The organism is Pseudofulvimonas gallinarii, from assembly GCF_004343305.1.
In the GTDB taxonomy this organism is placed as follows: Bacteria; Pseudomonadota; Gammaproteobacteria; order Xanthomonadales; family UBA2363; genus Pseudofulvimonas; species Pseudofulvimonas gallinarii.
In genome coordinates this window covers 15,064-38,299 of sequence record NZ_SMAF01000014.1, presented here as the reverse complement: position 1 = coordinate 38,299, position 23,236 = coordinate 15,064, and the positions used below count along the sequence as shown (strand labels likewise).

At 66.9% G+C, this 23,236-nt stretch carries 18 protein-coding genes, 1 pseudogene and 1 riboswitch; of the genes and pseudogenes, 8 read left to right on the top strand and 11 right to left on the bottom strand.

Annotated features, from left to right (window positions below; all coding sequences use genetic code 11):
• Positions 1-5: 5 nt before the first annotated feature.
• The 3 genes from EDC25_RS09940 to EDC25_RS14730 all read right to left on the bottom strand — a co-directional run bounded on the left by EDC25_RS09940 (position 6) and on the right by EDC25_RS14730 (position 1,910).
• Positions 6-791, bottom strand: coding sequence for a hypothetical protein (locus tag EDC25_RS09940; protein ID WP_132577465.1), 786 nt, complete (start codon positions 789-791; stop codon positions 6-8).
• Between the two features lie 43 nt (positions 792-834).
• Complete coding sequence (locus EDC25_RS09935; RefSeq protein WP_132577464.1) at positions 835-1,437, bottom strand: hypothetical protein; 603 nt, start codon at positions 1,435-1,437, stop codon at positions 835-837.
• A 221-nt stretch (positions 1,438-1,658) separates the two neighbouring features.
• Entirely contained in the window at positions 1,659-1,910 is a 252-nt protein-coding gene (locus EDC25_RS14730) for a hypothetical protein (protein ID WP_123521175.1), read from the bottom strand.
• Here EDC25_RS14730 and EDC25_RS09930 point away from each other — a divergent pair.
• Both EDC25_RS09930 and EDC25_RS09925 read left to right on the top strand, forming a co-directional pair.
• Positions 1,902-3,161 carry a right-handed parallel beta-helix repeat-containing protein gene (locus EDC25_RS09930; RefSeq protein ID WP_136256129.1) on the top strand — a complete coding sequence of 420 codons (1,260 nt, stop codon included), beginning with the start codon at positions 1,902-1,904 and terminating at the stop codon, positions 3,159-3,161. The genes EDC25_RS14730 and EDC25_RS09930 overlap by 9 nt on opposite strands.
• A gap of 133 nt (positions 3,162-3,294) precedes the next feature.
• Positions 3,295-4,785 (top strand): right-handed parallel beta-helix repeat-containing protein, encoded by a 1,491-nt coding sequence (locus tag EDC25_RS09925; protein WP_165910895.1) that lies wholly within the window; start codon positions 3,295-3,297, stop codon positions 4,783-4,785.
• Positions 4,786-4,804: 19 nt separating this feature from the next.
• Here EDC25_RS09925 and EDC25_RS09920 read toward each other — a convergent pair whose 3' ends face one another.
• Genes EDC25_RS09920 through EDC25_RS09910 form a run of 3 tightly spaced genes read right to left on the bottom strand, consistent with a single transcriptional unit; the run spans position 4,805 to position 8,626 of the window.
• The gene (locus EDC25_RS09920; RefSeq protein WP_132577461.1) at positions 4,805-5,191 is read right to left on the bottom strand and encodes an acyl-CoA thioesterase; all 387 of its coding nucleotides are present in this window, start codon (positions 5,189-5,191) and stop codon (positions 4,805-4,807) included.
• The gene (locus EDC25_RS09915) at positions 5,181-6,200 is read right to left on the bottom strand and encodes a ribonucleotide-diphosphate reductase subunit beta (protein ID WP_132577460.1); all 1,020 of its coding nucleotides are present in this window, start codon (positions 6,198-6,200) and stop codon (positions 5,181-5,183) included. The genes EDC25_RS09920 and EDC25_RS09915 overlap by 11 nt, the downstream gene beginning before the upstream one ends.
• Positions 6,197-8,626 carry a ribonucleoside-diphosphate reductase subunit alpha gene (locus EDC25_RS09910; protein WP_132577478.1) on the bottom strand — a complete coding sequence of 810 codons (2,430 nt, stop codon included), beginning with the start codon at positions 8,624-8,626 and terminating at the stop codon, positions 6,197-6,199. The genes EDC25_RS09915 and EDC25_RS09910 overlap by 4 nt, the downstream gene beginning before the upstream one ends.
• A gap of 157 nt (positions 8,627-8,783) precedes the next feature.
• Positions 8,784-9,000, bottom strand: a riboswitch (cobalamin riboswitch).
• Positions 9,001-9,249: 249 nt separating this feature from the next.
• Here EDC25_RS09910 and EDC25_RS09905 point away from each other — a divergent pair.
• A complete protein-coding gene (locus tag EDC25_RS09905; RefSeq protein WP_132577459.1) occupies positions 9,250-10,302 on the top strand; it encodes an NAD(P)-dependent alcohol dehydrogenase in 1,053 nt (350 codons plus the stop codon).
• A 205-nt stretch (positions 10,303-10,507) separates the two neighbouring features.
• Here EDC25_RS09905 and EDC25_RS09900 read toward each other — a convergent pair.
• Positions 10,508-11,284: pseudogene (locus EDC25_RS09900) on the bottom strand (TIGR03915 family putative DNA repair protein); the annotation flags it as partial.
• Positions 11,285-11,517: 233 nt separating this feature from the next.
• Between EDC25_RS09900 and EDC25_RS09895 the strand changes: the two are divergent.
• Positions 11,518-13,407 carry a M1 family metallopeptidase gene (locus EDC25_RS09895; RefSeq protein WP_240639590.1) on the top strand — a complete coding sequence of 630 codons (1,890 nt, stop codon included), beginning with the start codon at positions 11,518-11,520 and terminating at the stop codon, positions 13,405-13,407.
• A gap of 88 nt (positions 13,408-13,495) precedes the next feature.
• Here EDC25_RS09895 and EDC25_RS09890 read toward each other — a convergent pair whose 3' ends face one another.
• Together EDC25_RS09890 and EDC25_RS09885 are read right to left on the bottom strand one after the other, a co-directional pair.
• A complete protein-coding gene (locus EDC25_RS09890) occupies positions 13,496-15,223 on the bottom strand; it encodes a M28 family metallopeptidase (RefSeq protein ID WP_123521170.1) in 1,728 nt (575 codons plus the stop codon).
• A 185-nt stretch (positions 15,224-15,408) separates the two neighbouring features.
• Positions 15,409-16,098, bottom strand: a complete 690-nt coding sequence (locus EDC25_RS09885) for a DUF4097 family beta strand repeat-containing protein (protein ID WP_164483930.1) — start codon at positions 16,096-16,098, stop codon at positions 15,409-15,411.
• A gap of 172 nt (positions 16,099-16,270) precedes the next feature.
• On the opposite strand from EDC25_RS09885, the gene EDC25_RS09880 reads away from it, so the two are divergent.
• Positions 16,271-16,840 (top strand): c-type cytochrome, encoded by a 570-nt coding sequence (locus EDC25_RS09880; protein ID WP_164483929.1) that lies wholly within the window; start codon positions 16,271-16,273, stop codon positions 16,838-16,840.
• Between the two features lie 55 nt (positions 16,841-16,895).
• A complete protein-coding gene (locus EDC25_RS09875; RefSeq protein WP_123521167.1) occupies positions 16,896-17,753 on the top strand; it encodes a cation diffusion facilitator family transporter in 858 nt (285 codons plus the stop codon).
• Positions 17,754-18,112: 359 nt separating this feature from the next.
• On the opposite strand, the gene recQ is transcribed toward EDC25_RS09875, so the two are convergent.
• Positions 18,113-19,924 carry a DNA helicase RecQ gene (gene recQ, locus EDC25_RS09870; protein ID WP_132577457.1) on the bottom strand — a complete coding sequence of 604 codons (1,812 nt, stop codon included), beginning with the start codon at positions 19,922-19,924 and terminating at the stop codon, positions 18,113-18,115.
• 192 nt (positions 19,925-20,116) lie between these two features.
• On the opposite strand from recQ, the gene EDC25_RS09865 reads away from it, so the two are divergent.
• The gene (locus tag EDC25_RS09865) at positions 20,117-21,334 is read left to right on the top strand and encodes a hypothetical protein (RefSeq protein ID WP_132577456.1); all 1,218 of its coding nucleotides are present in this window, start codon (positions 20,117-20,119) and stop codon (positions 21,332-21,334) included.
• A gap of 50 nt (positions 21,335-21,384) precedes the next feature.
• Entirely contained in the window at positions 21,385-22,338 is a 954-nt protein-coding gene (locus EDC25_RS09860) for a hypothetical protein (protein WP_132577455.1), read from the top strand.
• Between the two features lie 8 nt (positions 22,339-22,346).
• On the opposite strand, the gene folE is transcribed toward EDC25_RS09860, so the two are convergent.
• Positions 22,347-22,940: a GTP cyclohydrolase I FolE gene (gene folE / locus EDC25_RS09855; protein ID WP_132577454.1), complete on the bottom strand. Its 594-nt coding sequence runs from the start codon at positions 22,938-22,940 to the stop codon at positions 22,347-22,349.
• Between the last annotated feature and the right edge of the window lie 296 nt (positions 22,941-23,236).

Sequence of the window (23,236 nt, the reverse complement as noted above, 5' to 3'; positions counted from 1 at the left end):
CGCCATCAGATCGCCCCCGCTTTGAACTCGAAGCGACCGCGCACCCTGAGGGTCTCGCCGTCGTCGGTGACGTCGTCGCCGCTCGCGCGCAGTTTTCGCAACGTGGCATCGAAACGGCCGCCGATCCGCGCCATGCCGGCTCCGGCCAGTGCACCGTCTTCGAAGTGCAGGTGCACCGTTCCGGAGACCGACCGCCAGCGCGTGTTCCTTCGCCCGGGTATCCCCTGCAGAACCACTGCCGGTCCCCGGCTGTCCGCTCCGTCCAGCGTCAGTGTCCGGCTTTCGCCGTCGATGTTCAGCAGCCGCAGTTCGACGATGCTCATCTCGCTTCGGCCGATCCAGCCGCCCGACATCGTGACGTCATACCTGGGGTCGGATGGGTCGCCCTGGAAGCGTTGCCCGAAGCTGCTTGCGGTATCGGCGCGATAGGTCTCGCCATCGATCTGCAATTCGATGAAGTTGGCGTCGTCGTGGCGACGGTCGTGGCGGATCGGGCCCTCTGCGTCGGCAGCCTGGGTGGCGGCCGTTCCGCCTGCCTGCGGCGCGTGGTCGCCGTCAGTGCAGGCGCCCAGCGCAAAGATCAGGGCCGCTGCGGGAAGGAGGGCGCGGCAGGCGTGTCGCATAAGCATTCTCTCAGGTCGGCGATACCCGGAATAACGCCTGCGCCTGGAAAAACCGGACAGGCGCGCCGCGCCGATGGCCGAACGCGAAGGGCACGGTCGACATGGTGGAATGCGCAGGGCTCTCGCCGGCGCGTACACCGACACTTCGCCTGCCTCGCCGCGATCCACGCGATCCGCCTAGCGGTCGCCGCAAACCGCGAACCGCTGTCGCCTAACGCTGGAACTGGAAGCTGCCGCTGACGGGCAGGGCCCGGCCACCTTGCACAGGCGTGTTCCCGTCTGGCAGCAGTTCCTGGAAAAGACCGTCGAAGGTGCCGGAGGCACGACTGACCGGATGCGTGCGCGGATCCTCGATGTCGAAGTCCAGTTCCAGGCTGCCCGAAACCGAACGCCAGCGCGCGCCGTCCAGACCGGGAAGGCCGGACAGGATCAACGTGGCCGACTCCTTGGCCGCGTCGCCAAGGGGGAAGCGATGCCGCGCTGCCGCCACCTGGAGGATGTCGAGCCGGAGCTGCCCCATTGTCGACCCGTCCAGCCATGAACTGGTCAGTTCCAGGTCAAAGCGGGGATCCGCCGGATCATGCAGATACGTATGGCGCAGGCTGGTGGCGACGGTCGCGCGCACCGGTTGGCCGTCGACGGTCAATTCAATCCGGCTGCGCGGCGTCCTTTCTCTGGCGCGCGCCGTGGGTGGCGTGGGTGCAGCGGCCAGTCCGGGACCTATCGATGTCTCGGCCGCGTCAGGGCTTTGGCCGCAGGCAACCAGAACCGGCGCGAACACGGTGAAGAGGCGGCTGGGAAGACATGGATTCATGTCTGCGATTTCCGTGCTGTGGCTGGCTGTTTAACGCCGCCAACACCGGAAAGCGGACATCGACCGGAACATCACGGCTCGATGTCCGGGATCGACCAGGAACGGTGTTTAGACAGACACACGGGCAGCGCGCGCCATACGCCGCGGCCACGACAGCCCTCTTCCCGGAATACGACATGTCCAGACCGACCCTTTTCGCCGCTGTTCTGATCGCTGTCGCATCAGGCCAGGCCCGAGCCGACACCTTCACCGTGACGTCCACCGCCAGCGTCGGCCCGGGCACGCTTTACCAGGCGATCGACGATTCCAACCAGATTCCCGGTCCACACAGCATCGCTTTCGATCTGCCCGCGGACAGTGTCATAGCGATGCAGCACCAGCCGGTTCCGGTCATCAGCAGCGTCCTGAGCATCGACGGCGCCAACGTGCCTGGTCTGGTCCTTGATGGCGCCGACGTCGTGCGGTTGTTCCATGTCGCCGGGCCGAACAGCGAGTTCACCCTGGCGAACATCGAGGTCCGGCGGGGCCGTGGCAGCCGGCGCGGCGGATGCCTGTTCGTACAGGCGCCCACGAAGACCACCGCTGGAAAGGTGACCCTGGACACGGTGGTCATGCGCGGCTGCCAGGCGGTTCGCAACGCCAGCAACGAGACCGTCTCGGGCGGGGCGATTTACCTGGAAGGGCGGGACATGTCCGTAATCAACAGTCAGTTCCTCGACAACGAGACCTATTCTGTGGATCCCGGTCTGGCCACGGTCGCGACCGGTGGCGCGATAGCCGTTGTCATCGAAAGCCAGCACACCGTACTCATTCAGGACAGTCAGTTCATCGCCAATCGCGTGACCGGTTCATCCGCAAGCGGAAGCGGCTGCTGCCGCGCCAAGGGCGCAGTGATCGATGCCTCCGGCAGCGGTTTGATCGTAGTGGAGGGCAGTCGAATCATCGCCAACCAGGGGCGAACGCTCGATTTCAGTACAGACATGGGCGGCATCATCAAGTCGACCATGTCGACGTCCCTAAAGAACAACCTGTTCTTCGACAACGATTCGATCGGCACGATGATCAATCTGGAGATGGGGTGGAGTCCAGGCTCCTTTGTACGGATCCACAACAACACGCTGGTCGCCAACCGGACGGAATTCGGCACATCCATCTTTCTGTACGCCGTGGCCGATGCATCGCTGATCAACAACACCTTCCTGTCATGGATCAGTCCGGGACACCCCCTTCCACATCTTCGCGTAGCGGGCCACGGCACGACGCCGAATGCGTTGATTCTCGGCCACAACCTGTTCGGACCCGCCGACAGCCGCTGGCCAGACCCGGCGCGACCGCTTTGCCAGATCCACGAGGGCGTGGATGTCGAACACCATCACAACCAGATCTACGGCGCCGCGAACGACTGTGGCCCTACCCTTGATCCGGATGCCGCCGACCTGCGCATCGAGGCCCTTCGCGACAATGGCGGCCTGGTGGAAACGGTGTCGGTACTTCAGGGGAGCCCAATCCTCGACGCAGGCAATCCCTTGCCGCCGCTGGCCAACGACCCGACCCGCTGCCAGACCAATGACGCCCGCTACTTTCCGCGACCACGCGACGGCGACGGCGACGGTGAGGCCATTTGCGATGTCGGCGCCTGGGAGTCGCAGCGCGAGGCGCCCCTGTTCCGGGACGACTTCCAGCCGGTGCTGTGGCGCCCGGAACCTGCAGCAGCGGCCTTCTGACTCAGGCCTGCCCTCTTGACGGCGCATGCGCCGCAAGTCCGTACACGCCGGCCAGCCCATTACGCCGACAACGCCCGCCCAGCCGGGCGCAGCGTCCGCGCCGGCATCCCCGACCAATCTTGAGATCACCCCCATGCAGCTTCGTTATCGCCTCGCTTTCCTGGGCACACTGGTCTGTGCAACCACCCCTTTGCCAGCCGCCACGTTCACCGTGACGACCAACGCAGACAGCGGCCCCGGCAGCTTTCGCGAGGCCATCTCGCTGGTCAACGCAACGAGCGGAACCCATACCATCAACTTCAGCCTTGCGCCGACGACGGTAATAACCATCACGTCCGATCTGCCTTTTATCCAGCGCGACTCCGTGATCATCAACGGCGCCGCCGTGCCGGGTCTCGTGATCAGCGGTGGCGGAAGCGCCCCGCTGTTGAGGATCGGGTCGAACAACAGGTCGCTGGCCGTGAGGAATCTGATCTTCCAGGACGGCCTTGGCCCCGAGGCGGGTGGCTGCCTCGCCGCCATGGCACCCGTTGCCGCCAATGCCGGCATCGTTCTGAATGATGTCGAGTTCCGACGTTGCGCCACGACGGCTCACTCGGGCCGCTCTCATGGTGCCGCCATGTTCGTCTACGACCGGAATGTGACGCTCGGCAACGTCAGATTCGAAGACTCGCGGACTCTGCCTGCGGGAGCGCAGGCGGCCAATGACACGCGAGGCGGCGCCCTTCATGTCGAGGCCTTCAGCGTCCGGCAGTTGACGATCGATAACAGCCGCTTCACAGGCAATCGCGCAACCGCCGCCGATGGGCGGATCGCCAGGGGAGGAGCGATCCACATCAGCGGGCCGTACAACACCTTGATCGACCGCAGCCGTTTTGTCGACAACCACGCCTCCGGCACCATTGATTCCCGTGGCGGCGCGATCCATACCGAGGCTGCCGGCAGGCTCGTGATCGAGAACAGCCTGTTCCATGCAAACGTTGCGGACGGGCAGGGAACGGTGTACGCGCAATCGGTCAGTGGGGAGTTGCATGTCCGCAACAGCACTTTCGTGGGCAACATCGGTGGTGCCGCCGTAGTGGGCCAACATCCCATGATCGCGATCCGCAACAACAGCTTCGCCGACAACAACCCGATGATTCCAGGCGGGGCACAGCAGCTGAGTCTGACCGGCACGGCTGCGACGGGCGCCACGCCGATCACCATCAGCAACAATCTCATGATCCCGCTGCTCGGCAACACCGATCTGCAATGCGCCACGCTCGGCGCCATCACGCTCGTCGCCGGCCACAACATCGTCGCCGGCCACATGCAGGGCTGCGGACCGGAAAACACTACGCCCCTCAACGCGCTGCGCATCGAAGCGCTCCGTGCCGACGGGGGTACCGTCGAAAGCCTGACCTTGCGCGCTGGCGGCGCAGCCCTGGATGCGGGCAATCCGGTGCCCCCTTCCGTGCCCGACCTGGCCGCCTGCATGACCGTGGACGCGCGTGGCGTCTCGCGGCCCAAAGATGGCGACGCCGATGGCAGCGCCCGCTGCGATGCTGGCGCCTGGGAATCCGACGGCGAAGCGCCCCTCTTCCGCGACGACTACGAGCCGGTGCTGTGGCGACCGGCGTCCTGATTCGTGGTGGCGCTGGGTTTCACAAGGTCGGCACCGGGACCGGCTTTCCGGCCGCGTCCAGCGCGATCATCGTGAACTGGCCGCAGGTGCACAGGCTTCGTTCACCGGTCAACAGGTCTTCGCCGACAAGTTCGACATCAACCTGCATCGAGCTTCGACCGGTGCCGGCAATCCGTGCAATCGCCTCGACCATCTGTCCCTGACGGATGGGAATCCGGAAGTCGACCCGTTCGGAGCGTGCCGTCACGACAGTGCGTCGCGCATAGCGCGACGCAACGATGAAGGCGACCTTGTCCATCCAGGCCAAGGCCTGGCCGCCGAACAGCGTTCCGAGGTGATTGGTATGGTCCGGGAAAACGATTTCCAGCAGGCGGGCTTCTCTCGGCCGGTCCGGCTCAGAAGGCATGATCGAAGCTCACGTCGCCTTCTACGCCGACCTGGTAGGCGGAGACGCGGCGCTCGAAGAAGTTGGTGACCTCCTGCACGTCCTGCAGATCCATGAACGGGAACGGGTTGCGTGATTCGAAATGCTTCGCAAACCCGAGCTGCGCCAGGCGCTGGTCGGCGCAGTATTGCAGGTATTCGCGCATATCCCTGAGCGACATGCCGGCGACGCCGCCGGAAAGCGTGTCCTCGGCGAAACCGTATTCGCACTCGACGGCCTCCGTCAGCATGCTGACGACCTGAAGCCGAAAGGCATCATCGACGAGATCCGGCTCCTCCTCGCGAGCGGTGCGGATCACTTCAAAGGCGAATGCCATGTGGCCGCTTTCATCGCGGAACACCCAGTTGGTCCCGCTGGCAAGTCCATGGAGCAGGCCCCGTGAGCGCAGGTAGTACACGTAGGCGAACGCGGCGAAGAAGAACAGACCTTCGATGCAGGCGGCAAAGCACACCAGGTTGAGCAGGAACCGACGGCGCTGCTCGCGGGTTTCTATGCGCTGAAGTGACTGGATCGAATCGATCCACTTGAAACAGAATTCCGCCTTCTTCTGGATCGACGGAATAGTGTCCACGGCCGCGAACGCCTTTGCCCGTTCAGCCGGGTCAGGCAGGTAGGTGTCCAGCAGGGTGAGGTAGAACTGTACGTGCAGCGCTTCTTCGTACAGCTGCCGTGACAGGTACATGCGTGCTTCGGGGGCGTTGATGTGCTGATAGAGGTTCAACACCAGGTTGTTGGAGACGATCGAGTCCCCGGTGGCGAAAAAGGCGATCAATCGTTCGACAAGATGGCGCTCCGCCGGCCCGAACTTGTGCCGGAGATCGTTGACGTCCAGCGCGAAGTCGACCTCCTCGACCGACCAGGTATTCCGGACGGCATTGCGATACATCTCGTAGAACTGCGGATAGCGCATGGGCCGCAGCGTCAGCTCGAAGCCCGGGTCGAGCAACAGTCGACGATCTGAAGTGCTCATTGGCAGGCCTCGCAGCTTTCCGGATTCTCCAGCGAGCAGGCGAGGGCTTCGGTCGGCGTATAGGCGGCTGGCGGGGCGGCCGCGCCGGCGCTGGCGACGGTCGCCTTGGCGATCCGCGTGGCCGGGCGGGAGCGAAGGTAGTAGGTCGTCTTCAGCCCACGCTTCCATGCATACATGTACATCGACGACAGCGCGCCGATGCTCGGGCTCTCCATGAAGAGATTGAGCGAGGACGACTGGTCAATAAACGCGCCGCGGTCGGCCGCCATATCGATCAGCGAACGCATCGGCACCTCCCAAACCGTCCGGTAGATCTCGCGCAGCGGCACCGGAATGGCGCCGATGGACTGGATCGACCCCTCGGCCTGCTTGATGGTGTCGCGAATATCCGCTGTCCACAGGCCCAGCCCTTTCAGTTCGTCGACCAGGTAACGATTGACCTGGAGGAAGTCGCCGGAAAGCGTTTCGCGTTTGAACAGGTTGCTGGTCTGCGGCTCGATGCATTCGTAGCAGCCGGCTATGGACGCGATCGTCGCCGTTGGTGCGATGGCCAGCAGCAGGGAATTGCGCAGCCCGTGCTCGCGGATGCGGGCACGCAACGCATCCCAGCGCGCCGGGTCTGTCGGCATGACACCCCAGGCGTCGAATTGCAGCTCGCCGTCGGCAGCACGGGTTTCGGCGAAGCTGGGGTGCTTTCCAAGCAACATGGCCAGTTCGTTCGAGGCGTCGAGTGCGTGGAAGTAGATCTCTTCGGCAATGCGTGCAGACAGCGCCCGGGCTTCGTCGCTGTCAAACGCGAGCCGCAGCTTGAAGAACACGTCCTGCAGACCCATGACGCCCAGACCCACCGGACGCCAGCGGAGGTTGCCGCGACGCGCGGATTCAATTGGATAGAAGTTGAGGTCAATCACCCGATCAAGTTGCCGCACGGCCAGTCGGACGGTATCGCCGAGCTTTGTGAAGTCAAATTCTCCGTAGACGTCGAAATGACGCGAGAGGTTGATCGAACCCAGGTTGCAGACGGCGGTTTCGTCATTCGACGTGACTTCGAGGATTTCCGTGCACAGGTTCGACAGATGGATCACGTTGCCGCGCTTGCCGGTCTGGTTGCTGGCCCGGTTGCATTTGTCCTTGAAGGTCATCCATCCATTGCCGGTCTGGGCCAGTGTCCGCATCATCCGCGCGTACAGATCGCGGGCACGGACCGTGCGCAGCGCCTTGCCGTTCCTCTCAGCCTGCGCGTAGGCCTGTTCGAAGGCCTCGCCATAGAGGTCGGTCAACTCCGGTACGACGCGTGGGTCGAACAGCGACCATTCGGCATCGGCCTCGACTCGACGCATGAACAGGTCGGGCACCCAGTTGGCGAGATTGAGGTTGTGTGTGCGACGTGCCTCGTCGCCAGTGTTCTCGCGCAGCTCGAGAAATTCCTCGATATCGCCGTGCCAGGTTTCAAGGTAGACGCAGGCTGCGCCCTTGCGTTTGCCGCCCTGATTGACGGCGGCAACGGAAGAATCAAGGGTCTTGAGCCACGGCACGATTCCGTTGCTGTGGCCATTCGTGGAGCGGATCAGGGAGCCGCGGGATCGCACGCGCGTGTAGCTGACGCCAATGCCGCCGCTGAACTTGGAGAGCTGTGCGATGTCGCCGTACCGTGAATAAATGGACTCGAGGGTGTCCTGCGGCGAGTCGAGAAGAAAGCACGAGGACAGCTGTTCATGGGTGGTGCCACTGTTGAACAGCGTTGGCGAACTGGGCAGGTATTCGAGACGCGCCAGCCGCAGATACAGTTCGAGTGCCTGCGGCACGCCTTCGCTCAAGGCACAGGCGATGCGCAGGAAAAACTGCTGCGGCGTTTCGATGACCGTGCGGGTATGCGGGTGACGAAGCAGATAGCGGTCGTAGAGCGTGCGCAATCCGAAGTAGTCGAATTCGCGATCGAGGACCGGGTCGATCGCATCGTTGAGCTTGCGTGCGTTGGCCTGGACGAAGGCGAGCAGGCGGTTATTGATCAGGCCGACTTCGTGGCCGCGTGCAATGGACTGCGAGAAGGCGTGGATTTCCTGTCCGGACACTTCTTTCGCTATCACGCTGGCGAGCAGGCGTGCCGCCAGACGGCTGTATTCCGGCTCTTCGCCCGTCAGCAGTGCGGCGGTGCGGATCGACAGTTCATCCAGTTCGCGCGTGGTTGCGCCGTTGTAGAGGCCGGAAATGGTGCGAGTGGCCACCCGCATCGGGTCGACCGCATGCAGGCCTTCCGCGGCGCGCGTCACTGCTCGGACGATCTTGTTGAGGTCGACAGGCTCACTCGCGCCATTGCGTTTCGTTACACGCATGCTGGTGACGGTGGGCGGCGGGGTCAGCGCGAACGCGGATTCGGCACGCGCGCCGGTTTCCGCCTCGCTGACAACGGGGCTGACTGGGGTCATCGGAACTTCTCCATGCAACGCACGGTCCCGCGCCTGTCCCTCGAAGGCGTGGTTGGCAGGGATGACAGGAGGGTGTGGCGACACGGAGACACAAAGCGCGGCCTCTGTTTCGCCAGCCATCTCCCCCCGGAGATCCGCGGCCGGCACCGCGCGGCGTGCATGCGCGCGGCTGTCGGCAGGTCTTCGGACTTACGGGCGCGAAGCCTGAGCTTCTCCTGGTCCGCCGCTTCCCAGGGTTTTGGCCCCAGTGCTGATGGCGGGTTCGTTCCCGATTACCGCTGCGGGGCAGTGCCGGAATGGCCTCGAAGGCGCCACCGACTTCCCTTTTAATCCCGGAGGTTGCGCCTCCAGAAACCGACGACCACAACATAATGGGCGCATTGTGCTTCGTCAACACGATATGTGGTGTCTCGTGTCTTGCAGGGCGAGAAGTACCTTGCAGCCACTGCCTTCCGGTGGATGTCGCTGCCGTTCGAAGCCTATCTGGCGCGTCACAACACCGCTTGGGCTGGCCAGGCGACACTCGCTCGGCCCCGCCTGGGTGATACTGCGTGGAACACGAGTCGGGAGCGGGGACCCTTCCTGTTCCGACCGCTCACACACGACCTCAAGAGGACCGATCCATGTCGACTCTCGCCTACGGTGCGCACGCCGCCGACCGGAAACTGGAACCGATGGCCATCCAGCGCCGCGCCGTGGGCGCCGCCGATGTGCGCATCGACATCGCCTACTGCGGCCTGTGCCATTCCGACATCCACCAGGTCCGCTCGGAATGGGCGGGCACGAAATATCCCTGCGTGCCGGGTCACGAGATCGTCGGCCGGGTCGCCGAGGTCGGCTCGGCGGTGACGTCATTCAAGGCGGGCGACCTGGTCGGCGTCGGTTGCATCGTCGACAGCTGCCGCCATTGTGCGGAGTGCAATGACGGGCTGGAGAATTACTGCGACCGCATGGTCGGCACCTACAACGGGGCGACGCCGGATGCGCCGGGCCACACGCTGGGCGGCTATTCGCAGCACATCGTCGTGGACCAGCGCTACGTGCTGCGAGTGAGGCATGCGGAAGCGCAGCTGCCCGCGGTGGCGCCGCTGCTGTGCGCGGGCATCACCACCTGGTCGCCGCTGCGCCACTGGGGCGTGAAAGCGGGCATGCGCGTCGGCATCGTCGGCATCGGCGGCCTCGGGCACATGGGCATCAAGCTGGCGCATGCGCTGGGCGCTGAGGTGGTGGCATTCACGACATCCGAGTCGAAGCGCGCCGCAGCGATGGCACTGGGTGCGCATGAAGTCGTGGTCTCCCGCGATCCGGATGCGATGGCGGCGCAGCGCGGCAAGCTGGACTTCATCCTCAACACCGTGGCGGCGCCGCATGACCTCGACGCCTTCCTCGGCCTGCTGCGTCGCGATGGCACCATGACCCTGGTCGGCGCGCCGGCGACGCCGCATCCGTCGCCAAACGTGTTCAACTTCATCATGAAGCGCCGCGGTCTTGCCGGTTCGCTGATCGGTGGCATTCCGGAAACGCAGGAAATGCTCGATTTCTGCGCCGAACACGGCATCGTCGCCGACATCGAGCTGATCCGTGCCGACCAGGTGAACGAGGCCTACGAGCGCATGATCCGCGGCGACGTGAAGTACCGCTTCGTGATGGACAACGGCACGCTGGCGGCGGGTTGATCTTCCGCGGTGCGGGTAAAGTCATCCGCACCGCCCATCACTTCGAAATCCCCACGTCTGTTCGCTGCCGGCGCTGGACGGCTTCGCCCCTGGTGCCCTCCGCTCACCTTGGACCGGCGGACGCACCTGTTCGGCGTATTCATCGCGCCACAACCGGCGCGCCTGCGATCAAGCTCCGGGCACGAATGCGCGTCCGCAGGTCGCTTCAGTCCGCCCGACGCGGCAGCCGCCGTCGCGGTGCCTGCGCTTCGCGCTCCAGCATGGCGCGCACGCGCGCATCGGCGTCGCGCATCAGCGTCGGAATCTGCTGCGCCTCCGGCAGGTTCTTCCAGTAACGCCGCGGCATCTCCTTCTGCATCAGGCGCGGATTCAGGCGCGCCGGATTGAAGATGTGGGCGAAATAGACCTGCCACAGCGGCTCGGCGTCATCGTCGGCCGGCGCGTCCTGGCGATTGCCGCCGGGGCCGAACTGCAGAATGTCGCCATTCCAGCGGACGCTGCGCTCCGGTGTCACCAGCGTCCAGTCCATGCCGTTGAAGCGGCGGGCGAAGAACGGCGCGACGCGATCGACGATGTGGTGTTCGGGCTCGAACCAGGCGATGTAGCGTTCATCGGCAGCCGGGACGATCCGGAAGCGCACGAAGGCCTTCATCTTGTGGCAGTCCCGGCTGACCGCCCTGGCGAGGTCGGCGGCGCGGCGCGTGTCCGGGTCGGTCTGGATCGCCAGCAGTGCCGGCTCGCCGTGCGTCAGCCGCCACAGCATTCGGTAGAGCAGGGCATGCCGTTGCGGATGGCGATGGCAGAGCACGGCGCCGGCAAGCTCAAGGAACGCCTTCGGTACACGGCGCCCTGCCGCGTCGGCATCCTTCACTGGCTGTGTCGATATATCCGGTGCTGAAAGCAGGTCGCCGCCATCGCCTGTATGCCAGTGCAGGTGCTCGGGCGCAATCTCGGCATCCAGGGCGGCGCGCGCCGCACGGCGCCACGATGCGCAATGCCAGCGGCGCTTGCCCCAGGGACAGGATGTCCTGAGGGCACAGAAGGCCCGGCCAGAAGCGACCCGGCGAGAGGCCGGGCAGCTTCATCCGCGCGACTCTCGCTTCATCGCGGCCGGGCGGCACCACGGGCGCAGGGGCGGGGACGCAAACGGGAGCGCACGGGAGCATCGGCTATGCTCACAGGCTGTGCAACAAGCCTGTTGTCCGTGGAGATCGCATGAACCCGAGTTTCCGTCACACCCTGATCGCCGGCGTGCTGGGCGTCGCCGGCACCGTCATGGCCGCGCTGCCGGCGCGGGCCGCGAATGCCGACGCGCATTCCTACGCCCAGCCCGATGTCGTGCGCGTGAGCCATATCGACCTCGACCTGAGCGCCGATTTCGACGCCAAGGTGCTGCATGGCCATGCCGACCTGCACCTGGAGTGGCAGGACCGCTCGGCACGCGAGCTGCGCCTGGATACGCGTGAACTCACCATCGAAAAGGTCGAGGTCAGTCGCAACGGCCGGCGCTGGCGCGAAGCCGGTTTCGGCCTGGCCGATGCCGACGCGATCCTCGGCCAGCAGCTGAGCATCGCCATCGAACGCCAGCAGCCGAAGATCGTGCGCGTGCATTACCGCACCGCGCCGACCGCCTCCGGCCTGCAGTGGCTGGATGCGGTGCAGACGCTGGGCAAGGCGCAGCCCTTCATGTTCTCGCAGTCGCAGGCGATCCATGCGCGTTCGTGGGTGCCACTGCAGGACACGCCGGCGGTCCGTTTCACCTACGCCGCGAAGCTCGCAGTGCCGCCGGGCCTGCTGGCGCTGATGAGTGCCGAGAATCCGCAGCAGCCCAGTGAAGACGGCCGCTACCGCTTCCGTATGAGCCAGCCGATCCCGTCCTACCTGATGGCGATCGCCGTCGGCCGCCTCGCCTTCGAGGCGATCGGCGAACGTGCCGGCGTCTATGCCGAACCGGAGCGCCTGGCGGCATCGGTGCACGAGTTCGCCGACACCGAGCGCATGATCGGCGTCGCCGAGTCGCTGTACGGCGACTATCGCTGGGGCCGCTACGACCTGCTGATCCTGCCGCCGTCATTTCCCTATGGCGGCATGGAGAATCCGCGCCTGTCGTTCATCACGCCGACCGTCATCGCCGGCGACCGCAGCCTGGTCGCGCTGATCGCGCACGAGCTGGCGCACTCCTGGTCCGGCAACCTGGTGACCAACGACAACTGGAACGAGTTCTGGCTCAACGAAGGCTTCACCAGCTACGTCGAGAACCGCATCATCGAGGCATTGTTCGGCGCCGAGCGCGCGAACATGGAATTCGTGCTCGATACCCGCGGCCTGGCGGACGATTTCCGTTCGCTGCCGGTGTCCGAGGACCTGCAGCGCCTGCGCCCCGACATCAGCCGGCTCGACCCGGACGCGGTCTACACCACCACCGCCTACACCAAGGGTTCGTGGTTCCTGAAGTACCTGGAGCGGCGTGTCGGCCGCGAGCGCCTCGACGCCTTCCTGCGCAGCTACTTCGACCACTACGCCTTCAAGAGCATCGGCACCGACACCTTCCTGGACTACCTGCAGGCGAACCTGCTCGCCGATGCCGGCGATGCCGTGCCGGCCGCCGAACTGCAGGCCTGGTTGAACCAGCCGGGCATTCCCGAGTTCGCGCCGGTCTACGAGGCCAGGGCCTTCGCCGCCATCGACGCCGCGCGTGCCGGCTTCCTCTCCGGCGACATCGGCGCCGCCGGCCTGCCGGGCAAGGACTGGAACACGCACGAGTGGCTGTACTTCCTCGACGGCCTGCCGCAGGAGGTGGACGGCGAACGGCTGGCGGCGCTGGACGAGGCCTTCACGCTGACGCGCACCGGCAACAGCGAAATCGCCTTTGCCTGGTTCCAGATCGGCATCCGCAACGGCTACGCGGTGATCCGCCCGCAGCTGGAGCGCTTCCTGATGGAAGTCGGCCGCCGCAAGTTCGTCGTGCCGCTGTACCGCTCGCTGGCCGCACGCGACGCCGATCGCGAATGGGCGAAGTCGGTGTTCGACAAGGCACGCACCGGTTACCACCCGATCACCACCGGCTCGGTCGAGGAGGTATTCGCCAGGGCCGCGAACCGGTAACGGAAAACGAAAAGGCGGCCGCGAGGCCGCCTTGCCTGCAAGTCCGGCGGGGTGCTCAGCGCACGCCGCCGGATTTTTTTGCGCCGGCCTACTGGCGCTGTGCGGCCAGTCCGTCACCGGCGGCGCGGAACTCGCTGGTCGGACGCCACTGCGGCCAGTCCTCGCCCGACGCGATCACGTTGCCGACGTTGAACAGCACGTCGAGGTCCTCGACCACGCCGCGCAGGTCCCAGGACGGATCGAACTCGTCGGCCGGCTTGTGGTAGCGGTGCTGGCCGTAGTCGGCGGCCTGGGCGTGACCGTATTCGACGCCCTTCTCGACATGGTCCGGGCCGCCCTTGGCGTAAAGCGCCGGCACGCCCTTCTTGGCGAAGTTGAAGTGGTCGGAACGGAAATAGAAGCCGTTCTCCGGCGTCGGTTCGGCGCGTGCCTCGCGCTGCGACGGCTTCAGCGCTTCGACCAGCAGGTCGTCGAGGCTGGAGTTGCCGAATCCGACCACGGTCATGTCGCGGGCGGGGCCGATCACGCTCATCGCATCCAGGTTGATGACGGCGGCGGTCTTGTGCAGCGGGAACAGCGGATGCTCGGTGTAGTAGCGAGAGCCGAGCAGGCCGGATTCCTCCAGCGTCACCAGCAGCAGGATGACCGAGCGCTTCGGCGGCGAGGCCGCGAAGGCCTCGCCGATTTCCAGCACGCCGGCCACGCCGGTGGCGTTGTCGATGGCGCCGTTGTAGATGCCATCGCCGCCCGGTGCCGAGAAGCTGCGACCGAGGTGGTCCCAGTGGCCCATGTAGAGGACGTATTCGTCCGGCCGCTCGCTGCCTTCGATGATGCCGACGACGTTGTTCGAGGTCGCCTCGCGGATCTGGTTGCGGATGCTGCTGCTGGCCGTGACGCCTTCCAGCGGCACCGCCGTGAAGCCCTTCTGCTTTGCTTTCGCGCTCAGCGCGGCGAGGTCCTGGCCGGCCTTGGACATCAGTGCCTGCGCCGCATCATTGGTGACCCAGCCTTCGATCATCAGCTTCGGCGAGCCGTCTTCGCTGGAGGGCAGGTCGTACTGCGGACCGGACCAGCTGTTGCGCACCACGTCCCAGCCATAGGCGGCCGGCACGGTGTCGTGCACCAGCAGCGCGGCGGCGGCGCCCTGGCGGGCGGCTTCCTCGTACTTGTAGGTCCAGCGGCCGTAATACGTCATGGCACGGCCACGGAACAGCATGTCGGCGCCTTCGGCGGCGTCGTAGTCCGGATCGTTGACCAGGACGACGACCGTCTTGCCGGCGACGTCGAGCCCGTCATAGTCGTTCCAGCCCAGTTCCGGCGCGTTGATGCCATAGCCGACGAACACCACTTCGCTGTTGGCGATGCTGGCTTCGGGAATGGTGCGGCGGCTGCCGACCACCATGTCGTCGCCGTAGGCCAGCGTCTGCGTGCTGCTGTCGGCGAACGAGAAGGTCAGCGTGGTTTCCGGGCTGCCGGTGATTTCGACCATCGGCACCGGCTGGAAGTAGCTGTCGCCGTTGCCCGGCTTGGCGCCGATGCGCTTGAGCTGTTCGGCGAGATAGGCCGTCGTCCTGCGTTCGCCGTTCGTGCCTGGGCCGCGGCCCTCGAAGGCATCGGACGACAGCGTGCGCACGTGCTCGGCGAAATCCTCGGCGGTGATCTTCTGCGAGAACGTGTGCGAGGAGCCGCTGGCTTCATCGCCCGTCGCGGCAGGGGTGGCGGGAGCGGGTGCGGCCGTCTGCGGCGGCGCAGCCTCGCGCTGGCAGCCGGCCAGCAGTGCGGCGGCGATCGCGGCGGCGATCAATGGATGTCGCATGGTGTAACCCTCTGTCTGGAAGGAGGTGTCGCCCGATTGTAGGCAACTGGCCCGGAGGCACCCGGTTCGCGGGCGAACCGGTTATGTTGTAACCGCCGGACAGCCTGCCGGGCTTCGCCCCGTCCTTCCCTTGCCTCGACTCGGCGCAGCGCCGGGCATGCCCCCGGCGCCGGAGTCATGCGGCTTCAGCGCGACGGCGGTTCACTGCCGCTGAAACGCTGCGGCGTCGCGCCGGTGACCGTGCCGATGCGCGCGCTGTCGTGCACGTAAAGATGCACGGGGCGCTCGAAGGTCAGCGTGCCGTTGACCTGCGCCCCCGGGCCGATCACCACGCGCGGCGCACGATCCTCACTGACGCGGCCCGACGGCTTGCGCATCAGCAGTCCGCCATCGACCACGCTGTTGCCGCCGATCAGCACCGAGCCGTTGCTGCTGCTCAGCAGGCCGGCCACGCGGGCACCGTCCAGGGTGATGGTGCCGTTGACGTTGCCGAGCCCGCCGTTGATGGTCGCGCCAGGCAGCGCGGTGATGGCACCGTTGGTGGTCCGGACATCGCCGCCCACGACCACATCCTGACCCAGCCGGACCGAGCCGTTGACGGTTTCGACGGAGTCGGCGCGTGCGCCGGTGGCCATCGTGACGGCGCCATTGGTGGCGCTGACGTCGGTGGCGACGGCCCGCTCGCGCAGGGCGACGCTGCCGTTGACGGTGGACACCTTGTCCCGCGTCTCGCCGACGCCGATGGTGATATTGCCGTTGACCTTGCGCAGGTCGTCGGCGGCGACGGCGCCGCAGGCCAAGGCCGCGACCAGGCAGGCGGCAAGGCAGCGACGCGCTATGCGCGCGGACTGGCGTCGGGATGGCGTCATGGACATGGCGTACTCCTTCGTCGGGCTGACGGATGCTGGGATGCCGGATGCGGCGCCAGGGTTTGCAGGCGCCGGACAGGGTGGCGATGCAAGGCCGGGCCTGGCGACCCTGCCATGGCAGCCGCCGCGGGGCCACTGTACGCTGTCCGCTCGTTCGCGCATCCAGGGGATCACGATCATGCGCCGCCGGACTGTCCTGTTCGCCTGCTTCGCCGCCATGGCAGCGCCGCTGGCAGCGGCCGACATGGATATCGATGCCCTGTGCCTGGACTGCCATCGCGGTGGCGGCGGCGGCCGCTACCAGGCGCCGGTGATCGAAGGGCAGCATGCGGCCTACCTGGCCGCCCAGCTGGCGCGCTTCCGCGAGCGCCATCGCGACAGTTTCCCGATGTCGCCGGTGGTGGCCGGACTCGATGACGCGCAACTCGACGCGCTGGCCCGGGTGCTGTCGGTTCGTGACTGGCCGGCCGTCGCAGGCGAACCGCCGGCGGCGCGCATCCGCCGTGGCGCGGCGCTGCCGCTCGCCGACGGTTGCGAAAAATGCCATGGCGAAGGCATGGCGGGCGCTGCGGAAGCGCCGCGTCTGGCCGGGCAGCAGCGGGGTTACCTGGAGCGCCAGCTGCGCGCGATGGCAGCCGGTACGCGCACACATCCCGAACCGTCGCCCGGCGGCGCGGACCTGTCCACGCGCGACATCCGCGACCTCGCCGCGTGGCTGCAGGCAGGCGCACCGCCGGCCGGGCGGTGATCGCCATGGCTGGCGCCTTACCGCCGGCGAACGCCACGCACTGCCGGGAGCGCTGATGTTTCCGGCCCTGCGAGAACGCCAGGCGCTGGCGCTGTCGGTCGCCGCCGCGCTGCTGACAATCACCCTCAAGTTCGGGGCCTGGTACCAGACCGGTTCCGTCGGCCTGCTGTCGGACGCGCTGGAGTCGCTGGTCAACCTGGCCGGCGCCGGCTTCGCGCTGATGATGGTGATCTACTCGCAGCAACCTGCCGACCGCGGCCATCCCTTCGGCCACGGCAAGGCCGAGTATTTTTCATCGGGATTCGAGGGCCTGCTGATCGCACTGGCGGCGGCAGGGATCTTTGTCTCGGCGATCCGCCGCCTGCTCGCGCCGCAGGCGCTTGAAGGACTGGCCTCCGGCCTGACGCTGACGGTCGCCGCCACGCTGGCGAATTTCATCGTCGCGCGCATCCTGCTGCGCAGCGGCCGCAGCCATCATTCGATGGCGACCGAAGCGGACGGTCGCCACCTCATGACCGATGTCTGGACCAGCGTCGGCGTCATTGCCGGCGTCGCCGCCGCCTGGGCCAGTGGGCGGCACTGGCTGGATCCGGTGGTGGCGATCCTGGTCGGCCTGAACATCCTGCGCGAAGGCTGGCACCTCGTGCGGCGCTCGTTCGACGGCCTGATGGATGGCGCGCTGCCCGACGCCGACATCGTCCGCATCAGCGATGTGCTGGCGCGGTGCTGCCCGGAAGGTGCGCGCTTTGCTGGCCTGCGCACGCGCAGCGCCGGTCGATACCGCTTCGCCTACGCCGAGTTGCATGTACCCGTGGACTGGCCGGTCGGCCGCGCCCTCGAACCGGTTGCGCAGGCCGAACGCGAACTGGCGGCCGTGGGCATCACGTTGACCGTTCGCCTGCGGCCACCCTGAGGCACGCGCGGCGACCGCGTCCGGGCAGTCACCACGCGCCCGGCTGGAAGCCGTTAGAGAAAATGGACTCAGGCCCGGCCGCGGGCGTGGACCAGCAGGTGACGACCAGCCGCTTCGGCAACGGCGTTGCCGAAGTCATGACGCAGGCGGGTCCTGCCTGCTGTCCGCTGCCCTGGCATCCGCGTTCCTGACGTCCCCTGCCTGCTGCCCGACTGTAGCGCGCCGATGTGGCGCAGGTCCGATGGGCGAAGCCAGGATCATGCGCCCGCTGCCCTTCACGCGCATGCCTGTCGCGGTGGACGGGGACGTGTCGGACGCGCCGGACACCGGAGGCCGGGACCGGGGCCCTGCGGGCGATGTTAACCGTCTTCGTTGCCGGCGACGGCGGCCAGCAAGGCTTCGCCATAGCGCTCCAGCTTGCTGCGGCCGATGCCGGCGATGCCGGCCAGCGCATCCAGATCGCACGGTCGCGCCTCGGCAATCGCGCGCAGGGTGGCGTCGTGGAAGATCACGTACGGCGGCACGCCCTGTTCGCGCGCACGCGCCGCGCGCCAGGCGCGCAGGCGCTGGAACAGGCCGTCGGTGGCTGCATCCGCCGGCGCAGCCGGCGCGCCGCGACCGCGCGTCCGGCCGCCGCGGGCACGGGCCTCCGGGTCCACACGCAGATGCACCACCGCTTCGCCACGCAGCACCGGTCGCGCCGCCTCGGTGAGCCGCAGGGCGCCGTAGCCGTCGATATCGACATCGAGCAGCCCGGTGGCGACCAGCTGGCGGAACACGCTGCGCCAGCGACGTTCGTCCAGGTCCTTGCCGACACCGAAGGTCGGCAGTTGCTGGTGTCCGTGCTGGCGGACCTTGTCGGTGTCGCGGCCGAGCAGCACGTCGATCAGGTGCACCACGCCGAAGCGCTGCCCGGTGCGGAACACGCAGGACATGGCCTTCTGCGCGTCGACGGTGGCATCCCGATGCCGCGCCGGCTCCAGGCAGTTGTCGCAGTTGCCGCAGTCATGCAGGTAGTCCTCGCCGAAGTACGACAGCAGCGTCTGCCGACGGCAGCGCAGGCTCTCGCAGTAACCGAGCAGGGCATCGAGCTTGCGCCTTTCGACGCGCTTGCGTTCCTCGCCGGCCTCGCTGCTGGCGATCATCTCGCGCAGGGTCACCACATCGGCGAGGCCGTAGCACAGCCAGGCCTCGCTGGCTTCGCCGTCGCGTCCGGCGCGCCCGGTCTCCTGGTAGTAGCCTTCCATCGATTTCGGCAGGTCCAGGTGCGCGACAAAGCGCACGTCCGGCTTGTCGATGCCCATGCCGAAGGCGATGGTCGCGACCATTACAACGCCATCCTCGCGCAGGAAGCGGCGCTGGTGTTCGGCGCGGCGCGCCGCATCCATGCCGGCGTGGTAGGGCAATGCGGCCAGGCCCTGCCCGCACAGCCAGTCCGCGGTTTCCTCGACCTTCCGCCGCGACATCGCATAGACGATGCCGGACGCGCCTTCGTGCTCGCGCAGGAACGACAGCAGCTGCTGGCGCGGATTGTCCTTGACGGTGACGCGATAGCGGATGTTCGGACGGTCGAAGGAGCTGGCGAACTGGCGCGCCCCTTCGAGGGCCAGCCGCTCGACGATCTCGCGGCGCGTCGGCGCATCCGCGGTCGCGGTCAGCGCGATGCGCGGCACGTCTGGCCAGCGCCGGTGCAGGATGTCGAGCTGGCGGTACTCCGGGCGGAAGTCGTGGCCCCATTGCGAGACGCAGTGCGCCTCGTCGATGGCGAACAGCGCGATCCGCGAGCGGTCGAGCAGCGAAAGGCAACGCTCGCCGAGCAGCCGTTCCGGCGCCACGTACAGCAGGTCCAGTTCGCCGGCCAGCAACTGCTGCTCGATCCTCGACGCGGTTCCGGCATCCAGGCTGGAGTTGAGGAACGCCGCGCGCACGCCCAGCTGGGCCAGCGCATCGACCTGGTCCTGCATCAGCGCGATCAGCGGCGACACCACGATGGCGGTGCCCTCGCGCAGCAGCGCCGGCACCTGGTAGCACAGCGACTTGCCGCCGCCCGTGGGCATCAGCACCAGCGCGTCGCCGCCGCCGGCCACATGTTCGATGATCGCCTGCTGCTGTCCGCGGAAAGCGCGATAACCGAACACGCGCTGCAATACTTCGATGGCCGTCTCACTCATCCGGCAAGGCTAGCAAATACCGACGCATCACTGCCGGCGCGTACCGTGCAGTGTTCACAACCAGGCACAATGGATGTTGACGGAGGCGGCCCTGGCCAGGATGTGATCCGCATCGATGGCAGGGACGGCAGGCGCCAGGGAGCACGCTGCCGGCTGCCCGAACCGCTTCTGCCAGCGGCATCGCCTGCCTCCGTGATCGACGGCGCGCCCGTGTCGCCGGGACTCCCCCGGGGCTGGACGCCGGGCCGCCAGTGCCGCATGCGGGACCGCTGGCAGGTTCCGGCCACTTTTTGCGATTTCCATGTCCAGGACCTGACGGCGGGCGGTCGCCGGGTCGTCGGGCCTGGTTGCCTTCGACGCGGATCGCCATCCGGTGCGAGCCGGCGGCCGCGCGTCGACAGGTGGACGGAGGACGGGAAGCGTCGCCCATCGGCGGCACCCCAGCAGAAGGGAAACGGGTGCATGAAAGTCTGGACGGGCGTGTTGCTGCTCTCAGCGGCCATGGTGACGGCCGCGGCAACGGCGCTGTGGATCGGTGTCCGACAAATACCCGGGGCGGACGGCGTCGGGCTGGCGGACGCGGATGCCCTGCTGTCGGGACCGTCCCGCGCGTGGACGGGGCCTTTCGAGCCGGCCGGCGCGGAATACGGGCCGCTGCCACCGGCCGGAACCCCGTTGCGAGAGATCGAGGAAACGCTGTTGGCGCGCCTCGCTGGCGGCGACGTCCGCGCCGGCTGCCGCCTCTATCACGAATATAGACGCTGCGAGACGCTCGACACGGTCGACACGCTCCTGCAGGCGCATGGAGAGTGGGTGCTTGAAGAAGGCGGCGAGGAGGACCAGGCGGATTTGTTGATCGCAGGCCAGATCGTCGAGGAGCGACTCGGTCCGACGCGCTCGATCTGCAAAGACTTCGGTGTGCCGGATCCGCGCAGGTACCACGACGTGCTGCTGCAGGCGGCACGACTCGGCGATTCGCGGGCAATGGTGACGTATGCCTCGACAGCCGGCAGCCCCGACGATGACTTCGTGCGCGACGCCGAGCATCTCCTGGTGTGGCGCCAGCTGGCCGAACCTTTTCTCTACCGCGCCCTGCACATGGGTGATCCGGTGGCGCTGAGGACGTTGGCGGACGCGCGGACCAGCAGCGAACCGTTGCTCGGCGCCCTGATGGATGACGATCCGGTCGAGCCGGCCGCCGCGGCGCTGGTCCTGCAGCGCCTGGATTTCGCGATACAGGAGGGCACGGCGGATATACGGGGGCTGGATGCGTCGCAGCGCGCGCGGGCAATCGAACTGGCCGACACGATGTACAGGTTGCATTTCGCGACGGTATCCACGGATGAACTCGGGCGGCGCCGGTACTGGAACATCAGTGAGCCGGGCATCGAATACTGCGATTCACTCTGAGCCGCGAAGTCGCGGAACGATCACCGAGGACGTCAACAGGAACTTTGACCATGAACAGACCGGACTGGTTACGGATCATTCTCCCGCTGGCAGCATCAGTGGCGGTGGGGATACTGGCAAGCCCGCCCGCGCGGGCCGCGTCGGACGCGGCCGCCACCGGAGAAACCGGCCCCCAGGCGGACTGGCCCTCCTCGGTTCGCGCCGGTGTCCCGGGCGGCCGGGATGGCCTCACCCGCCTCGCCGATATCGAGGATGAACTCCTTGCCGCCCTGCAGGCCGGCGATGCAAGGGCGGGATGTCGACTGGCGGCGGCCCTCGCGGACTGCCGTTGGCTGGAAAAGCAGGCTGAACTCGCCGCCGCCGACGACGCGGGCCTGCCTCCCGATGATGGCGACACCATGCTGCGGGACCTGCGGGAAATGGAGGTTTCCGCCGCACGCACGTGGCTGGAGTTCATGGACAAGGACGTCAAGGCCTGCGAAGGCATCGGTGCCGAGTCCTATGAGCGCTACCACGATATCCTCCTCGGGACAGCGCGTCTCGGGGACAGGCGCGCGATGCTCCAGTACGCGGAAAGCGCGGGATCGATCGATGCCGCACTCGATCCGCTTGCGGCGCCAGACCTTGTCCGCCATCCGGAGCGCCTCGTGCGATGGAAAATCGAAGCGCCCGTGATGCTGTATCGCGCGCTTGCACTGGGAGAAGCCGAAGCGATCGAAGTGCTGTTCCGTGCCTTGACGTCAGCGGAAAACATGCTTGACCGGCTGATTCCGGACGATCCCGTGGAGGCGACGGCCATGCTGATGCTGGCGCGCAGCATCGGCTACCCGGCGCGGGGCATGTGGCTTCCGGAACTGCCGGAGACCGACAAGGCGCGGGCGCAGGCACGGGCGGAGCAGATCCGTCGCGAGTACTTCGCCGACTACCAGCACGCGCTGCGACCGCCGCCGTCGGTGGAGCAACTGGGCGGAGAACGCTCGGACTGCAACAGCCTCGGGCAGTGAATGCGACCTCAGCGACGACCGCGCAGGTCGATGAAGGCCAGGAACTCGTTGCGGGTGCTGGGATCGTCGCGGAAGCTGCCGAGCATCTGGCTGGTGACCATCGAGACGCCGCGCTTGTGGACGCCGCGTGTGGTCATGCACTCGTGCGCCGCCTCGATCACGACGCCGACGCCACGCGGCTTGAGGACGTCGTCGATGCAGTGGGCGATCTGCGCGGTGAGCTTTTCCTGTACCTGGAAGCGGCGCGCGAAGGCCTCGACGACGCGCGCGAGCTTCGAGATGCCGACCACCTTGTTGGTCGGCAGGTAGCCGACGTGGGCGCGGCCGATGATCGGCGCCATGTGGTGTTCGCAGTGTGACTCGAAGGCGATGTCGCGCAGGATGATCATCTCGTCGTAGCCCTCGACTTCCTCGAAGGTGCGACGCAGGAAACCCTCGGCATCCTCGCTGTAACCGCTGAACCAGTCCGAATACGCCTTCACCACACGCTTGGGCGTGTCCAGCAGGCCTTCGCGCGTCGGATCATCGCCGGCCCAGCGCAGCAGCGTGCGGACGGCGTCTTCGGCCTGTTCGCGGGTGACGGGTGAATCGGGCTGGGACATGGCCTGCACTCTCCAAGGCGATGGCGTAATGGTAACCCCGCGCAATGCCGCGCGGGCAACGGGCGCCGATGCCGGCCGCCTTGCGCAACGCCGGGCGATCTTCCGGGTGCGGATATACCCCGACGGATGGCGGGGTGCCAGCGATGCCGGCGCGCGGGCACGCCTCGCGTCGACGCCCAAGGCGGTTCGCTGCGCGCCACCGCTGCGTCGCCCCGACGCGCGACCGTGCACGAATGTGTGCGCCGGAAATGACAAGGCCTCCCGAAGGAGGCCTTGTCGTGGTTGCGGACAGTGAT

Bases quoted from the DNA above. Each gene is read 5' to 3' on its own strand.
- EDC25_RS09935 (WP_132577464.1), bottom strand. From the start codon at position 1,437: ATGAATCCATGTCTTCCCAGCCGCCTCTTCACCGTGTTCGCGCCGGTT.
- EDC25_RS14730 (WP_123521175.1), bottom strand. From the start codon at position 1,910: ATGGAACAACCGCACGACGTCGGCGCCATCAAGGACCAGACCAGGCAC.
- EDC25_RS09925 (WP_165910895.1), top strand. From the start codon at position 3,295: ATGCAGCTTCGTTATCGCCTCGCTTTCCTGGGCACACTGGTCTGTGCA.
- EDC25_RS09920 (WP_132577461.1), bottom strand. From the start codon at position 5,191: ATGCCTTCTGAGCCGGACCGGCCGAGAGAAGCCCGCCTGCTGGAAATC.
- EDC25_RS09915 (WP_132577460.1), bottom strand. From the start codon at position 6,200: ATGAGCACTTCAGATCGTCGACTGTTGCTCGACCCGGGCTTCGAGCTG.
- EDC25_RS09910 (WP_132577478.1), bottom strand. From the start codon at position 8,626: ATGACCCCAGTCAGCCCCGTTGTCAGCGAGGCGGAAACCGGCGCGCGT.
- EDC25_RS09905 (WP_132577459.1), top strand. From the start codon at position 9,250: ATGTCGACTCTCGCCTACGGTGCGCACGCCGCCGACCGGAAACTGGAA.
- EDC25_RS09895 (WP_240639590.1), top strand. From the start codon at position 11,518: ATGAACCCGAGTTTCCGTCACACCCTGATCGCCGGCGTGCTGGGCGTC.
- EDC25_RS09890 (WP_123521170.1), bottom strand. From the start codon at position 15,223: ATGCGACATCCATTGATCGCCGCCGCGATCGCCGCCGCACTGCTGGCC.
- EDC25_RS09885 (WP_164483930.1), bottom strand. From the start codon at position 16,098: ATGTCCATGACGCCATCCCGACGCCAGTCCGCGCGCATAGCGCGTCGC.
- EDC25_RS09880 (WP_164483929.1), top strand. From the start codon at position 16,271: ATGCGCCGCCGGACTGTCCTGTTCGCCTGCTTCGCCGCCATGGCAGCG.
- EDC25_RS09875 (WP_123521167.1), top strand. From the start codon at position 16,896: ATGTTTCCGGCCCTGCGAGAACGCCAGGCGCTGGCGCTGTCGGTCGCC.
- recQ (WP_132577457.1), bottom strand. From the start codon at position 19,924: ATGAGTGAGACGGCCATCGAAGTATTGCAGCGCGTGTTCGGTTATCGC.
- EDC25_RS09860 (WP_132577455.1), top strand. From the start codon at position 21,385: ATGAACAGACCGGACTGGTTACGGATCATTCTCCCGCTGGCAGCATCA.
- folE (WP_132577454.1), bottom strand. From the start codon at position 22,940: ATGTCCCAGCCCGATTCACCCGTCACCCGCGAACAGGCCGAAGACGCC.